Source organism: Streptomyces sp. P1-3, assembly GCF_050613155.1.
Taxonomy (GTDB): Bacteria; Actinomycetota; Actinomycetes; order Streptomycetales; family Streptomycetaceae; genus Streptomyces.
Genome location: NZ_CP192512.1, coordinates 192,024 through 206,004 on the forward strand (window position 1 = coordinate 192,024; position 13,981 = coordinate 206,004).

A 13,981-nucleotide genomic window follows, 5' to 3' on the forward strand; every position below is an offset into this window, starting at 1 on the left:
TCATCACTCCTTCGTCGCGAGCGCGGCCAGCGCCGCCCTCAGCTCGCGCTTGCTGGTCTTGCCGACGCCGGTCACCGGGAACTGCTCGACGACCTGCACCAGGTCCGGCACCTTGAACGCGGCCACCCCGCGCTCGCGCACGAACGCGCGCAGCTCCCGCCCGGTGGGCGACGCGCCCACGGCGGGCACGACATAGGCGCAGGTCCGCTCGCCGAGGTACGGGTCGGGCACCGCGACGACGGCGGCGTCGAGCACCCCCGGATGGGCCATCAGATGGTTCTCGACCTCCTCGGCCGCGACCTTCTCCCCGCCCCGGTTGATCTGCTCCTTGGCCCGGCCGACGACTTCCAGCTGCCCGGAGGGCGTGCGCCGCACCAGGTCGCCGGTCCGGTAGAAGCCGTCCGGGGTGAACGCGGTGGTGTTGTGCTCCTCGGCCCGGTAGTAGCCGCGGATCGTGTAGGGACCGCGGGTCAGCAGCGCACCCGTCTCCCCCGGCGCCACGTCGGCGTCGGTGTCCGGGTCGACGACGCGGATCTCGTCGTCGGGCGAGATGGGGCGGCCCTGGGTGCCGAGCACGATCTCCTCGGGGTCGTCCAGGCGGGTGTAGCAGACCAGACCCTCCGCCATCCCGAAGACCTGCTGCAGCCGGCAGCCCAGCGCGGGGCCGATCCGCTCGGCCAACTCGCGCCCGCACTTGGCCCCGCCGACCAGCAGCACCTCCAGAGAGGACAGATCGCGGTCGGTGCGGGCCGCGGCCTGCACCCACGCGGCGGCCAGCGGCGGCACCACCCCGGTGATCGTGACCCCCTCGGCTTCGATCAGCCGGAACGCGGTGTCCGCGTCCGGCCGCGGCGCCATGACCGTGGCCGCGCCCGCGTACAGCGCGCCCAGCACCCCCGGCGAGCTGAGCGGATAGTTGTGCGACACGGGCAGCGTGGCCAGGTAGACGCTGTCCGGGCGCAGCGCGCAGATCCGGGCGCTCTCGCGGACGCTGTAGAGGTAGTCGTCGTGGGTGCGCGGGATCAGCTTCGGCAACCCGGTGCTCCCACCGGAGAGCTGAAGGAACGCCACGCCCTCCGGGTCAGGGTCGGGCAGCTCGCGCGGTGCCGTCGCGGCCAGCCCGTCGAACTCCTCCGACCCGACCACCAGAACCCGCCGTACGGAGTCCACTTCGGCCGCGACGGCACGGGCGGTCGCCGCGTGATCGTGTCGCTCGTGCTCGCCGACGGTGACGATGGCGGCGGCCTCGCTGTGCGCGGCGAAGTGCCGCAACTCGCTGTGCCGATGCGCGGGCAGTGCGAACACCGGCAGCACGCCCGCACGCCACATGCCGAACACCACCGGCAGGAACTCCGGGATGTTGGGCAGTTGCAGCACGACCCGGTCGCCGGGCGCGAGCCCGGACTCCACCAAGCCCGCCGCGATCCGGTGTGCCCGCTCGTCCAGCTCGGCGAAGGTCCACCGGCTGTCCCCGCCCACGACGGCGGTCCGGTCGGCGTACGCGGTGGCCAGCGACGTCAGCAGCGCTCCGAAGGTCTGTCCGCGCCAGTGGCCCGCGGCCCGGTAGCGCGCGGCGACCTCCGACGGCCAGGGCACGTGGTCCGCGGTCACGCCACATCCTCCAGGCCGAGGGCACGCAGCAGCGTACGGAACTTCGCGCTGGTCTCGGCCAGTTCGGCCGCGGGGTCCGAGCCCGCGACGATCCCGGCCCCGGCGAATAGGCGGACCGTCCGGTCGCACACCTCGGCGCTGCGGATCGTCACCGCCCACTCGCCGTCGCCGTCGAGACCGGTCCAGCCGACCATCCCCGCGTAGTAGCCGCGGTCCTCCGGTTCCAGGTCCGCGATGGCCGCGAGTGCCCCGGCCTCGGGCACGCCGCATACCGCGGGGGTCGGGTGCAGCGCCTCGGCCAGCCCCAGCGCCGAGCAGGCAGGGTCGGTCGGGTCCGCCAGCCGTCCGGTGATCCGGGTGGACAGGTGCCACATCGTCGGCGTGCCGATCACCTCGGGCTGTGCGGGCACCTCCAGGTCGACGCAGAACCGGCCGAGTACCTCGGCCACCTGCGCGGTGGTGTGGGCGTGTTCGCCGAGGTCCTTGGCCGAGTCACGCAGCCGCGCGACCCGCTCGCGGTCGAGCGCCTCGTCGCCCGACCGGGGGGCCGACCCGGCCAGCGGGTTGGCCACCACGGTCGCGCCGCGCCGGGACACCAGCAGCTCGGGACTGGCCCCGACCAGCGTGCGCGGGGCGGAGTCGCCGGGCGCGGTGACATCGGCGGCGAAGGCGTACGCTGCCGGGTCCGCCCGCACCAGCCGGGCCAGCAACGCGGGCACCCACACAGGGGCGTCGGCGGTCAGCTCCAGGCAGCGGGCCAGCACGACCTTGCGCAGGTCGCCACGGTCGATCAGCTCCAGTGCCCGGCGGACGCCGTCGGCGTAGTCCGCGGGCTCGGGGCGCGGGTCAACCGTCCAGGCCGTCCCGGACTCGGCGTCGGGGGCCCGCACGCCCGCGGGGGCGCCCGCACGCCGCACCACGGCGGGCACCACCAGGCCCGCCTCCGCCTCGGGGCGGAACCCGACCGCCCCGGCGACCACGGGCTCGGACACCCCCGCCGCCGCGGCCGCACGGAGCGCCTTGGCCGCGGCCAGGGCCTGCTCCCCGCCCTCGGGCCGGACCCGAGCGTGCACGCCGTCAGCGAGGAGCGTCCCCCCTGGAGAGGAGAAGTAGAACGAGCCGGGCAGGTAGGCGGCCAGCAGGTCGGCCGCTCGGTACACGGGTCTGGGGCGCACCAGCGCGGGTATGGACACGTCAGCGATTCCTTTCTCAGGCGCGCAGGGTCGCGCCGCCGTCGACGAACAGGTTCTGCATGGTGATGTGCCGGGCGCGGTCGGAGACCAGGAACAGCACGGCGTCGGCGATGTCAGCGGGGTCGGCGATGCGACCCAGCGGAATGCCCACCCGGTACTGCTCGGGGGTACCCGCGATCACCCTCGCGAGATCGGCCCCCTCCGTCTCGTCTGTCCACAGCTGACGCTGCATCGGGGTGTCGGTCGAGCCGGGCGAGACCACGTTGCACCGGATGCCGTGACGGGCCACCTCGAGCCCGAGGCAGCGGGTGAGCATGGTGGCCGCGGCTTTGGACGCGGCGTACGCGCCCATACCCGTGCGCGGCACGCCCGCGGCGTTGGACGTGACGGTCACCAGCGAGCCGCGCCCGCGGGGCACCATCCGGCGGGCCAGTTCGCGCAGGACGACGAACACCCCGGTGGTGTTCACCGAGAAGGTGTCCGCCCAGTCCTCGTCCGTGGTCTCGCACAGCGGTCCCGGCCGCAGAATGCCCGCCACAGACACCCCGATGCCGATCGGTCCGATGTCGCGCTCGGTCCTGTCGACGACGTCGGCGACCGCGGAAGCGTCTGCCACGTCGGCGGTGAAGGGCACGACCCGCCCGTGTGAGCGGTCCGCGAGATCCGCCAGACCGTCCGCGTCGATGTCGACGGCGGCGACGGTGGCGCCCTCGCGGACCAGTCCGTCGACCACGGCCGCGCCGATCCCTCTGGCCGCCCCGGTAACCAGGGCGACCGAGCCCGCGCCCCCCGCATTCCAAGTCGGCATGCTCTCCCCTCCCCCATTTTCCTAGGTAAGGCTAACCTAATTAACGATGTGGGGTGTGTGCAAGCGATCTACGTGCTGCGTGATTTCACATCACATGACTCCCTGTCATCTGATTCTGTGCCACATGCCTCTGCGTCATATCGGCGCGCTGCCCCGTGCGATCGACCTCAAGCGGAACACGGCGGTGCACTTGACGACCTGACCTGGCCACACTGCCAGCCCGGCCCTCGCTGGCCGTGGGCTGCGGCCGCGCCGGGCCGGCGTTCTTCAGCAGTGGGAGCGGGGGGCCTCGCGCTTCCCAGCGCCGGAGAAGAGGTCACATGGGGTGCCGCCGAGGGTGGGCCGTTGTCCGGATCTTGGACACAGGTCGCCCGACCTGGGGATCATCCAGGGAGACGCCGCACTCCAGCGTCGGCAGCAACACGCAGTGATCTGAGTCAGGCACAGGACGGGAAGGGCAGCGCGGGGCCGCGACCGGTCCCCCGTTCCGGTCGCGGCCTCGGGCTGAAGGGCGGTCACAGCGGTTCAGCAGCCGCCGGTGGAAGCGGGGGCTCCCACGCCGATCCGCAGGGTGGTGGGAGCCGCGCAGCAACCGCCGCCGGCCGCCTGGTCCGCTTCGGGGTCGTCGAACAGGCCGGCGCCTCCGCACACTCCGGTCTCCGGCAGGGTCAGCTCCACACGGTCGGCGGCCTCGTGGTCGCCGGCGAGGGCGGCGGCGATGGAGCGGACCTGCTCGTAGCCGGTCATCGCCAGGAAGGTCGGCGCCCGGCCGTAGCTCTTCATACCGACCAGGTGGACGTCTTTCTCCGGGTGGGAGAGCTCCTTGACACCGTGGGGGTAGACGGTGCCGCAGGAGTGGACGTTGGGGTCGATCAGGGGGGCCAGCTCGACCGGAGCCTGGAGCCGCTCGTCCAGGCCGAGGCGGAGCTCGGCGAGGGAGGACAGGTCGGGACGGAAGCCGGTGAGGACGACGACCTCGTCGACCGGATCGAGAGGCGGCCGTCCTCGGCCACCAAAGCCAACCGTCCGTCCTCCCGCTCCACTGCCTCGGTACGGAATCCGGTGGCGGCGGTGGCGTGTCCGGCCTCCACAGCGGCCTTGGCGCGCAGGCCGAGCGCGCCGCGGGCGGGGAGCTGGTCGGCCTCGCCGCCGCCGAAGGTGTTGGCGCCGATGGAGCGGCGCAGGATCCACACCGCGTGCGTACCGGGAGCCTCCTTGGCCAGGTCGGCGAGGTAGGCGAGCGCGGTGAAGGCGGAGGCGCCGGTGCCGACGACGGCGGTGCGCTTCCCGGCGTAACGTGCCCGGACCGCAGGGTCCTTGAGGTCGGGCACCCGGTAGGAGATGCGGTCGGCGGCGGCGTGCTCGCCGAGTGCGGGCAGTCCGTCGCCGCCGAGCGGGTTGGGGGTGGACCAGGTGCCGGAGGCATCGATGACGGCACGGGCGCGGATCCGCTCCTCGCGGCCGTCGGCTGTGACGATGTGGACGGTGAAGGGCTGCTCGTCGCGTCCGGCGTCGACGACGCGGTCGCGCCCGGCGCGGGAGACACCGGTCACCCGCGCGCCGAAGCGGACCCGCTCGCCCAGTACCTCGGCCAGTGGCTGGAGGTAGCGCTCGACCCAGTCAGCGCCGGAGGGGTAGCCGGCGCCGTCGGGCCGGGTCCAGCCAGTAGGGGCGAGGAGCTTCTCGGCGGCGGGGTCGGTGACCTCGGACCAGGGGGAGAACAGCCGCACATGGCTCCACTCGCGCACCGCGGTGCCCGCGGACGGCCCGGCCTCCAGGACGACGCACCCTGAGTGCGCTGATTCGACATGTGTCAACATAGATGCATGTCGAATGCCGAGGTCCTGCCGCTGCTGGAGTCCGAGGCGGCCGTGCCGTGCTGCCCGCCGCTGACCGAGCGCCCGCTGAGCGCGGAGGAGGCGGAGCGGACGGCGAAGATGTTCAAGGCGCTCGGCGATCCGGTCCGGCTGCGGCTGTTCTCGCTGGTGGCCTCGCATGAGGGCGGCGAGGCGTGCGTGTGCGACATCTCCGACGTCGGCGGCTCCCAGCCGACGGTCTCCCACCACCTGAAGAAGCTCAAGGAAGCCGGGCTGCTGACCTCCGAACGGCGCGGGACGTGGGTGTACTACCGGGTCGAGCCGTCGGTGCTCGCCGCGATGGGGCAACTCCTGACCACCGCAGCCGCAGCCTGAGCGTCCACAGCCACGAGGGGGAGTACAGCCGTGTCCATCCACGCCGATCCGACGAGTGCGGTGATCGTGCCGCTGACCGCCGAGCACGCCGCCGAGGTCCTGACGATCTACCAGGCGGGCATCGTCGAGGGCAACGCCACCTTCGAGACGGCCGCCCCGACCTGGGACGTCTTCGACTCGGCCAAGCTGCCCGAGCATCGCTTCGCCGCCCTCGACGCCGACGGAGCCGTGCTCGGCTGGGTCGCGGCCACCAAGGTCTCCGACCGCTGCGCCTACGCCGGCGTGGTCGAGCACTCGGTCTACGTCCACCCCGACGCCCGCGGCCGAGGAATCGCCTCCGCGCTCCTGAAAGCGCTGATCGACTCCACCGAGGCGGCCGGGATCTGGACCATCCAATCCGGGATCTTCCCTGAGAACGCCGCCAGCCTCGCCGTCCACGAGCGGGCCGGGTTCCGGATCATCGGCACCCGTGAGCGCATCGGCCGCCACCACGGCCGCTGGCGCGATGTCGTCCTGGTCGAGCGCCGCAGCCAGGTGATCGACTGACTGCTACCGGCGGGGGCCGTGGAGAGCAGACCGGCCAGCGCCGGCAGCATCCACGCGGTGAGGTAGGTGAAGGCAGCGGCCGGAGATAGGACGGCGGCGAAGGCGGCGACCCCTATCTGCCCGGCAGCGAGGAGTGGGCAGCCGGGGAGAACAGGCGCAGGGAGTCCCAGGTGCGCTGCCAGGCGCTGCCTGGTGTGGACTGCGCGTCGAGGATGACGAAGTCCACGCCCAAGCGGCGCAGGTGGTAACCGGCGGCGAGCCCGGCCTGGCCGCCGCCGATCACCACCGCATCCGCCCTCTGAGTCATGCGGCGGGCAGCCCGCTGTCGGTCTTGCCGTTCATGAAGATGACCGCCACCAGGGCGAGCCCCACCACGGCGCCCGCGAGTTGGGCGCCGATGAAGCCGGAGACCGAGGCGGGGGCAATGCCCGCGAAGGTGTCGGTGAACGCCCGGCCAACCGTCACGGCGGGGTTGGCGAAGGAGGTGGAGGAGGTGAACCAGTACGCGGCGCCGATGTACGAGGCGACGGCCACGGGCGCGAAGCGCAGGCGGTCGGTGCGCGCGAGGCCGAAGATCAGCAGGATCAGCCCGGCGGTGGCCACGACCTCACCCAGCAGCAGACGCCCGTCGGATCGGTCGTGTGTGGACCACTTCACCAGCGGCTCGCCGAACATCGCGTCGGCCAGCACGGCGCCCGCGATAGCACCCGCGATCTGGGCAGGGATGTAGACGGCCGTCTCGCGGAGGGTGACCCCGGAGCCGCCGCTGCGGCGGGCGGTCCACCACTCGGCCAGCGTCACGGCCGGGTTGAAGTGCGCACCGGAGACCGGGCCGAGCAGGGTGATCAGGACGCCGAGCCCGAAGACGGTGGCCAGGCAGTTGGCCAGCAACTGGAGGCCGACGTCCTGGGTCAGCTCGGTGGCCTGGATGCCGGAGCCGACCACCACCGCGACCAGGGCGGCGGTGCCGACGAGCTCGGCGGCCGCCCGGGCGACCAGCGGGGGCGCGGTGTCCGCGGATGCGGGCTGGGGGTCGGTGGCGGATATGGCCATCTGCGGGGTGGCCTCGGGGAAGGCGGCCTCGGGGGCGGTCAACGGGACTCCTTGGTGCAGTCGCGGCGGCGCGCAGGTGATCAGGGGCAGGACCGCTTGAGGTTCGCCTCGGCGGTGGCGCGCGCGGTCTCCGCGAGGTCGGCGAACTGACCGGCGAGGGAGGCGATGACGTCCGGGCGCAGCTTGTAGTAGGTGAAGCGTCCGCACGGCTCGGTCTCGACCACGCCCGCCTCGCGCAGCACCCGCAGGTGGTTGGAGAGGTTGGTCTGCTTCGCGCCGGTCTCCTCGACCAGGTGCGTGGTGCAGAGCGTCTCGCGCGCGAGCAGGGTCACGATCTGGAGCCTGAGCGGGTCGGCCAGCACCCGAATCAGGTCAGTGTCGACTGACGTCATCATGTGCTGATAATCTCACATCACCCCGAACTGATACCAGCCTGGGCTGATCTTTTGGGCCCCGTGGAGGGTTCTCGTGTCCGCATCCCCGTCCCCCGCTCTGCCCGACCAGCGCCTCTTCCCCGGTGTCGCCCTCCCCCAGCCCGGCGACGGGGAGGTGCCGGGAGCGTCTGGACGCGCTCGCGAAGGCCGAGAGGGCGCCCCAGGGTCCGGGCTGCCGCGGGTGCTGTTCGTGTGCGGCCACAACGCCGGCCGCTCGCAGATCGCCGTCGCACGCACTATCCGCGATGCGATCGACGCCCACATGCCGACCTGCTGGCCACGCTGCCGTAGGCCCGCACCCCGTCCCCATCAGCTCCATCCCCGAACCTCAAGAAGGAACGCACGATGACCACCACTCCGCTCGCCTCCGTGCTGTTCGTCTGCATTCACAACGCCGGGCGCTCGCAAATGGCCGCCGGATTTCTCTCCCACCTCGCCGGTGACCGCGTCGAGGTCCGCTCCGCCGGCTCCGTGCCCGCCGAGCAGGTCAACCCGGCCGCGGTCGAGGCGATGGCGGAGGTCGGCATCGACATCTCCGCGCAGAAGCCGAAGGTGCTGACCACCGAGGCCGTCCAGGCGTCCGACTACGTCATCACCATGGGATGCGGCGACGCCTGCCCGATCTTCCCCGGCAAAACGTACCTCGACTGGGCGCTGGAGGACCCGGCAGGCAAGGGAGTTGAGTCCGTGCGCCCGATCCGCGACGAGATCAAGAAGCGCATTGAGGCCCTGATCGCCGAGATCGGTGCCAAGCAGGAGGCATGAGCGTGTCCGAGAACCTCCCCGGCTTACCCCAGGGCGTCCAGGGCCCTGAGCTCATGGAGAACATGCGGGCTCAGGCCGAGCGCTACCTCGCCGCGCACTGAGCGACGAAAGCCCCCTCGCCGCCGTTCCCGCGTAGACGCACAACCCTGGATGTGCCCTCAGTGGGCACATCCAGGGCACAGCGCCTCTCAGGCGGGCTGAACAGCTCCCTCTACCAGGCCGGCCGTCACCGGGTGAGTGGGAGAGGCGAAAAGCTGCGCGGTGGGTCCCGACTCGACGGCCTTGCCTGCTGACAATACGAGGAGGTTGTCGGTCCGGTCCGCGACGAGGCGCAGGTCGTGGCTGATGACGACCAGAGCAAGACCGCGGCTGTCCCGTAGCTCTGCGAGCAGGTCCATGACGGCGGTGGCGGTCCCGTCGTCGAGGGCGGAGGTGACTTCGTCGCAGACCAGGACGTCGGGGTCGGCCGCCAGTGCGCGGGCTATGGAGGCACGTTGGCGCTGGCCGCCGGAGAGTTCGTGGGGGTAGCGGTCCGCGAAGTGGGCGGGGAGGCCTACCTGTTCCAGGAGTTCCAGGACACGTGCGGCGGCTTGGGCGCGGCCGGCACGCCGGTGCAGGCGCAGGGGGCGGCCGATCGTCGCGCCGACGGTGCGGCTCGGGTTGAGGGTGCCCAGGGGGTCCTGCGGTACGAGCTGGAGGCGCCGGCGCTGTTCACGGGTGCGGCGGTGGGCGGAGGGAGCCAGGCGCGCGCCGTCGAGTCTGACTGTTCCGCCGGTGGGGCGGTGGAGTCCGACGACGGCACGTACCAGGGTCGTCTTGCCCGAGCCGGAGGCTCCGACGATGCCGGTGCTGGATCCTGGTGCGACGGTGAGGTCGATGTCGTGGAGGACGGGTGTGCGGCGGCCACGCTGTACGAAGGCGGCGTGCAGGCCGGACACTTCGAGCGTCGGAGCCTTGGTGGGGAGTGGTCGGTCGGCGGTGCGGGGGGCGGGGATCGTTCGACTGGCCGGGCGCGGTGGTGTGGCGGTGCCTCGGGTCAGGTCCACGACGTCGTCGGCGAGTCGGGAGACCAGGTCAGTGTCGTGGCAGGACAGTGCGACGGCGAGACGGTGGTTGACGGCCAGGTGGCGCAGGAGTTCGCCGATCTCGTCGCGCAAGGCCGGGTCGAGTCCGGCGGTGGGTTCGTCGAGGAGCAGTACGGCCGGGTGTCGGGCCAGTGCCCTGGCCAGGGCGACGCGCCGCTGCTGGCCGCCGGAGAGTCCGCCGGTGCGGCGGCCGGGCAGGCCGTCGTCCGTGGGCAGGCGCACCTCGGTGAGCAGCGCGTGCAGCGCCTCGGTGCTGCGGTCCACGGCCACTTCGGCGAGGAGGCGGCGTACCTTCATCCGGGGGTTGAGGCCGGAGCCGGGGTCCTGGCCGACGTAGGCGAGGTGGTGGCGGCGCAGGCTGCGGAGGTCGGAGGTGCCCAGTGTGAGGACGTCCTGGCCGAGGACCTCGACGCGCCCGGCCGTGCGCCGGGCCCCCGGCGGCAGGATGCCGGCCACTGCCCGGAGCAGCGTGGTCTTGCCGCAGCCGGAGGGGCCGGTGAGCGCGGTGACGCGGCCCGGACGAACCTCCAGACGCGCGCCGTCCAGGAGCAAACGGCCGTCCGGGGCGGCGATGGTCAGGTCCGTGACGCTCACCGCCGCTTCCGTGTCGCGGACTTGGCCCTCGGGGTACCAGTCGGGCATGTGGTTCACAGTTCGGTCACCGCCTTCCGGCCGGTCTGGGGAACGAGTGCCGAGGCCGCCAGGTTGACGCTCATGGCGAGGAGGCCGATGGCGATGCTGGGAGCCAGGACGGCCCAGGGGTTGAGGACGATGCCGGGCGCGTTCTCGCGGATCATCAGTGCCCAGTCGGCGGCGGGCGGTTGTGGTCCGACCTGGAGGAAGCTCGCGGTGGCCACGACGTACACGGCGGCGACGAAGCGGAGCCCGAAGAGCGCGAGGAGGGTGGCGCGCAGGTTCGGCAGGACCTCGCGTACGACGAGGTGCCAGAGCCTTTCGCCGCCGACGGCTGCCGCCTCGATGTAGCCGGAGGTCGCGACGGGCGCCGCGGCGCCGGCCACGAGCCGCACCGCGTACGGCGCCCCCACCACGGCCGATGCGGCGATCACCGCGAACCGGCCGCCGTCCGGCCAGGACAGGGCGACGAGGAGTATGCCGAGGACGGCGGGTAGCAGCATGAGTACGTCGGCGCACCGCTCGACGATCCGGCCGACCGTCGGCCGCAGGGCGCTGACCGCGCCGAGCAGGGCGGCCGTCGTGGTGACCAGGGCGGCCACGAGCAGGGAGCTTGCGATGAGTTCGCGTCCTCCGGCGAGGAGGCGGGTGAATACGTCCCGGCCGAGCTGGTCGCCTCCGAGCGGTGCCCCGCCGCCCGGTTCGGCGTACGGGGCGGTGGTGGGTGTGTCGATGGCGTGCGGGGCGAGCCACGGCCCGGCGACGGCGAGGGTGACGAGCACCAGCGCGGGAAGGACGCGCAGGACGACGCCGGGCCGGGGCCGGCGGCGAGCGGGCCGCTTCACGGGGGTGAACTCCGGTGCGGTCATATTCGGCCTCCCGAGGACCAGGCACGTACCAGGTCGGCGAGCAGGAGTACGCCGGTGATGACGGCTCCGGTGAGGGCGACGACCGCGGCGACGACCGGGCTGTCGCGGTCGGTGACGGCACCGGCCAGCACCGAGCCGATACCCGGGTAGTTGAAGATGGTCTCCACCACGACGGCGCCGCCGAGCAGCATGCCGGTCGAGGTCGCGATGCCTGCCGCGATGGTGGGCATCGCCCCGGGCAGCAGGTGGTGGGTGAGGATGCGGTGGCGCGGCAGTCCATCGATCACAGCGGTCTCCACGTGCGGGGCCTTGGCCTCGTCGGCGAGGGCGGCTCGTACGATCCGGGTGTTCCACCCGATCTGCGGGATCGCGAGCGCGAGGACGGGCAGGACGAGCATCTCCCAGGAGGCGGGCCGGCCGTCGGCGTCGGTGAGGGTGACGGCGGGCAGCCAGTCGGTCCACAGCGCGAAGACGAGTACGAGGGCGACGGCGACGACGAACTCGGGCAGCGCGAGGACACCGGTGGCCGTGGCCGAGATGGTTCGGTCGGTCCTGCCTCCTGGCTTGAGCGCCGCCCAGCAGCCGAGCGCGAGCGAGATGACCAGGGTGACGAGCAGCGCCAGGCCGCCCAGGAGCAGGGTGTTGGGGAAGGGCCGGGAGAGCAGGTCGGCGACGGGCTGCCCGTGGGCGGAGGTGCCGAAGTCGCCGGTGGGCAGGCCGGTCATCCAGTCGGCGAAGCGGCTGAGGAGGGGGCGGTCGAGGCCGAGGAGTTCGCGCCGCTGGGCGAGGTCGGCGGCGCTCTCGCCGCGTTCGGAGGTGGCGGTGGCCGCGTCGCCCGGCAGCAGTTCGACGGCGGCGAAGACGGTGGCGAGCAGTACGGCGAGCAGCAGGGCCCGGCGGGCGAGCAGCGCGAGCAGGGTCACCACGCGACCCAGCCACGTGCCCCCGGACAGCGTGGGCCGGGCCGACCGGGAGGCGGGGCCTCCGGTCGGCCCGGTCGCGGGCTGCGTCGCCGTACGGCTCAGCGGGCCAGCCATGCCCGCTCGAGCTGCACGCGTCCGTAGCCGGGCAGGGTCGGCAGGCCGCGCACCGGGGCGGCGGCCAGGTCAATGCCGTCGGCCATGCCCCACAGCAGGTAGCCGGACGCCTCGTGCTCGATCCGCTGGACGTCGTGGAGCAGCTTGGCCCGGGCGGCCGGGTCCTTGGTCGCCATGGCCTTGCGGTAGGCGGTGTCGAACTCCTTGTTCTTCCAGCCCGCTTCGTTGGTCCCCGAGTCGGAGACCATGGTCTTGCTGGCGAAGAAGACCACGGAGTCGTTGGTCCCCCAGTAGGTGGTGTAGAGGTCGCCCTTGAGCCAGGTCTTGTCCCAGAAGGTGGCGGACTCCTGCTTGACCACCTCGATCTTCACCCCGGCCTCGCGCACCTGGGTGGCGAACAGCGTCGCCGACTCGGCCAGGCCGGAGATGTCCTCGCTGGTCATCAGCTTGTACGTCTTGGAGGTGTCGAAGCCCGCGTCCTTCAGCAGTTCCTTCGCCTTGGCGAGGTCCCGGGCGCGCTGCGCGATGTCCTTGGCGTAGGCGGGGTCGCCGGTGCCGAGGATGTCGTTGGCGACGGTGCCGTAGCCGGACAGCACCTGCTTGACCATGGCCTCCCGGTCCACCGCCAGGCGCAGCGCCTCGCGGACCTTCGCGTCCGCGAACGGCCCGTCGGCGGTGCGCATGACGATCGGCATCGCCATGTCGTTGGGGCGGCGGACGATCTGGATGTCCTTGCGCTTCTCGGCCGTCCGGGCGGCGACGGCGCCGACGTTGGAGGCGACGTCGATCTGGCCGGAGAGCAGGGCGTTGGACATGGCCTGCGGGGATTCGAAGATCTTGACCTCGATGGCGTCGAGGAAGACCTCGCCGCCGTACCAGTCCTCGTTGCGTACGAGACGGGCGTTGCCGTTGCGGAACCACTCCAGCTTGAACGGGCCGGTGCCGGGCGCCTTGTCCAGCTCCTTGTCCTTCGTGTCCTTCTTGAGCACGAAGGTCGTCAGGCGCATCAGGAGCGGCAGTTCGGCGTTGGCGTAGTCGGAGACCAGGACGACGGTGTCGGCGCCTTCGGCCTTGATGTTGTCCGCCTTGATGCCGGGCAGGCGGGAGGCGCCGGAGGGGGTGCCCCGCAGCCGGCGCAGCGACCAGACGACGTCGTCGGCGGTGACCGGGGTGCCGTCGTGGAACTTCGCACCCTTGGCGATGGTGAACCGCCAGGTCTTCAGATCGTCGGACGCCTGCCATTTCGAGGCCAGGCGGGGGACGGTGTTGGTCTTGGCTCCAGGGGTGGTGAGGGTGTCATGGACGAGAGCGATGATGAGGTAGTCGCTCTCGTTGGCCTGGCTGCCGTGCGGGTCCCGGGTGATGGCCGACGCGCGGCCCAGCGCGCCGACCCGGAGCGTGCCGCCCTTCTTGGGCTTGCCGCCCGCGGTGGCGGACTTGGACGAGGCGTCATCGCTCCCCGAGCACGCGGCGAGCAGTGCCGTCGTGCCTATCGCTCCGCCGGCCCACAGCAGTTGGCGCCTGTTCATGTTCACGTAGGTCCTCGATCCACTTCGGGTCAAACGGGGGGTGCTTAGGTTTGCCTACCCTAATGACAACCATTACCGCAAGGGCCTGCGTCATGATCGAACCAATGATCGAATAGTGACCCGCACTGTCGCACGCCGGAGTATGCGCCGTGTGCCCCGGCTTGATCCGAAATCAGATACAACGGCGACCAGCCAGTAAGGTTTGCCTAACCTTGGTTCCCTGCTA

Annotated in this window: 12 protein-coding genes and 2 pseudogenes; 3 read left to right on the forward strand and 11 right to left on the reverse strand. The window is 72.1% G+C overall.

Features of this window, described 5'->3' with window-relative positions:
- Positions 1-3 precede the first annotated feature (3 nt).
- The 4 genes and pseudogenes from ACQUSR_RS00795 to ACQUSR_RS00810 all read right to left on the reverse strand — a co-directional run.
- The gene (locus tag ACQUSR_RS00795) at positions 4-1,611 is read right to left on the reverse strand and encodes a (2,3-dihydroxybenzoyl)adenylate synthase (protein ID WP_431040562.1); all 1,608 of its coding nucleotides are present in this window, start codon (positions 1,609-1,611) and stop codon (positions 4-6) included.
- Complete coding sequence (locus ACQUSR_RS00800; RefSeq protein ID WP_431040563.1) at positions 1,608-2,804, reverse strand: isochorismate synthase; 1,197 nt, start codon at positions 2,802-2,804, stop codon at positions 1,608-1,610. The genes ACQUSR_RS00795 and ACQUSR_RS00800 overlap by 4 nt, the downstream gene beginning before the upstream one ends.
- Before the next feature lie 16 nt (positions 2,805-2,820).
- Complete coding sequence (locus tag ACQUSR_RS00805) at positions 2,821-3,612, reverse strand: 2,3-dihydro-2,3-dihydroxybenzoate dehydrogenase (RefSeq protein WP_431040564.1); 792 nt, start codon at positions 3,610-3,612, stop codon at positions 2,821-2,823.
- A gap of 525 nt (positions 3,613-4,137) precedes the next feature.
- A pseudogene (locus tag ACQUSR_RS00810) lies at positions 4,138-5,396 on the reverse strand (FAD-dependent oxidoreductase); the annotation flags it as partial.
- A gap of 42 nt (positions 5,397-5,438) precedes the next feature.
- Here ACQUSR_RS00810 and ACQUSR_RS00815 point away from each other — a divergent pair.
- Both ACQUSR_RS00815 and ACQUSR_RS00820 read left to right on the forward strand, forming a co-directional pair.
- Positions 5,439-5,804 (forward strand): ArsR/SmtB family transcription factor, encoded by a 366-nt coding sequence (locus ACQUSR_RS00815; protein ID WP_431040565.1) that lies wholly within the window; start codon positions 5,439-5,441, stop codon positions 5,802-5,804.
- Between the two features lie 36 nt (positions 5,805-5,840).
- Complete coding sequence (locus ACQUSR_RS00820) at positions 5,841-6,350, forward strand: GNAT family N-acetyltransferase (protein WP_431047305.1); 510 nt, start codon at positions 5,841-5,843, stop codon at positions 6,348-6,350.
- Between the two features lie 115 nt (positions 6,351-6,465).
- On the opposite strand, the pseudogene ACQUSR_RS00825 reads toward ACQUSR_RS00820, so the two are convergent.
- The 3 genes and pseudogenes from ACQUSR_RS00825 to ACQUSR_RS00835 all read right to left on the reverse strand — a co-directional run.
- Positions 6,466-6,657: pseudogene (locus ACQUSR_RS00825) on the reverse strand (FAD-dependent oxidoreductase); the annotation flags it as partial.
- On the reverse strand, positions 6,654-7,403 hold the full coding sequence (locus ACQUSR_RS00830) for an aquaporin (protein WP_431047307.1): 750 nt from the start codon (positions 7,401-7,403) through the stop codon (positions 6,654-6,656). The pseudogene ACQUSR_RS00825 and the gene ACQUSR_RS00830, both read right to left, overlap by 4 nt.
- Before the next feature lie 80 nt (positions 7,404-7,483).
- Positions 7,484-7,798, reverse strand: coding sequence for an ArsR/SmtB family transcription factor (locus ACQUSR_RS00835; protein WP_431040566.1), 315 nt, complete (start codon positions 7,796-7,798; stop codon positions 7,484-7,486).
- A 384-nt stretch (positions 7,799-8,182) separates the two neighbouring features.
- Here ACQUSR_RS00835 and ACQUSR_RS00840 point away from each other — a divergent pair, with 384 nt between their 5' ends.
- Positions 8,183-8,602, forward strand: coding sequence for an arsenate reductase ArsC (locus ACQUSR_RS00840; RefSeq protein ID WP_431040567.1), 420 nt, complete (start codon positions 8,183-8,185; stop codon positions 8,600-8,602).
- Positions 8,603-8,790: 188 nt separating this feature from the next.
- On the opposite strand, the gene ACQUSR_RS00845 is transcribed toward ACQUSR_RS00840, so the two are convergent.
- Genes ACQUSR_RS00845 through ACQUSR_RS00860 form a run of 4 tightly spaced genes read right to left on the reverse strand, consistent with a single transcriptional unit; the run spans position 8,791 to position 13,755 of the window.
- Positions 8,791-10,338 (reverse strand): ABC transporter ATP-binding protein, encoded by a 1,548-nt coding sequence (locus tag ACQUSR_RS00845; RefSeq protein WP_431040568.1) that lies wholly within the window; start codon positions 10,336-10,338, stop codon positions 8,791-8,793.
- Positions 10,335-11,189: an ABC transporter permease gene (locus ACQUSR_RS00850; RefSeq protein WP_431040569.1), complete on the reverse strand. Its 855-nt coding sequence runs from the start codon at positions 11,187-11,189 to the stop codon at positions 10,335-10,337. The genes ACQUSR_RS00845 and ACQUSR_RS00850 overlap by 4 nt, the downstream gene beginning before the upstream one ends.
- Positions 11,186-12,226 carry an ABC transporter permease gene (locus ACQUSR_RS00855; protein ID WP_431040570.1) on the reverse strand — a complete coding sequence of 347 codons (1,041 nt, stop codon included), beginning with the start codon at positions 12,224-12,226 and terminating at the stop codon, positions 11,186-11,188. The genes ACQUSR_RS00850 and ACQUSR_RS00855 overlap by 4 nt, the downstream gene beginning before the upstream one ends.
- Positions 12,211-13,755 carry an ABC transporter substrate-binding protein gene (locus tag ACQUSR_RS00860; RefSeq protein WP_431040571.1) on the reverse strand — a complete coding sequence of 515 codons (1,545 nt, stop codon included), beginning with the start codon at positions 13,753-13,755 and terminating at the stop codon, positions 12,211-12,213. The genes ACQUSR_RS00855 and ACQUSR_RS00860 overlap by 16 nt, the downstream gene beginning before the upstream one ends.
- Positions 13,756-13,981 lie beyond the last annotated feature (226 nt).

Coding starts and splice junctions, on each gene's coding strand:
- ACQUSR_RS00815 (WP_431040565.1), top strand. CDS start 5,439: ATGTCGAATGCCGAGGTCCTGCCGCTGCTGGAGTCCGAGGCGGCCGTG.
- ACQUSR_RS00805 (WP_431040564.1), bottom strand. CDS start 3,612: ATGCCGACTTGGAATGCGGGGGGCGCGGGCTCGGTCGCCCTGGTTACC.
- ACQUSR_RS00860 (WP_431040571.1), bottom strand. CDS start 13,755: ATGAACAGGCGCCAACTGCTGTGGGCCGGCGGAGCGATAGGCACGACG.
- ACQUSR_RS00855 (WP_431040570.1), bottom strand. CDS start 12,226: ATGGCTGGCCCGCTGAGCCGTACGGCGACGCAGCCCGCGACCGGGCCG.
- ACQUSR_RS00850 (WP_431040569.1), bottom strand. CDS start 11,189: ATGACCGCACCGGAGTTCACCCCCGTGAAGCGGCCCGCTCGCCGCCGG.
- ACQUSR_RS00835 (WP_431040566.1), bottom strand. CDS start 7,798: ATGATGACGTCAGTCGACACTGACCTGATTCGGGTGCTGGCCGACCCG.
- ACQUSR_RS00840 (WP_431040567.1), top strand. CDS start 8,183: ATGACCACCACTCCGCTCGCCTCCGTGCTGTTCGTCTGCATTCACAAC.
- ACQUSR_RS00830 (WP_431047307.1), bottom strand. CDS start 7,403: ATGGCCATATCCGCCACCGACCCCCAGCCCGCATCCGCGGACACCGCG.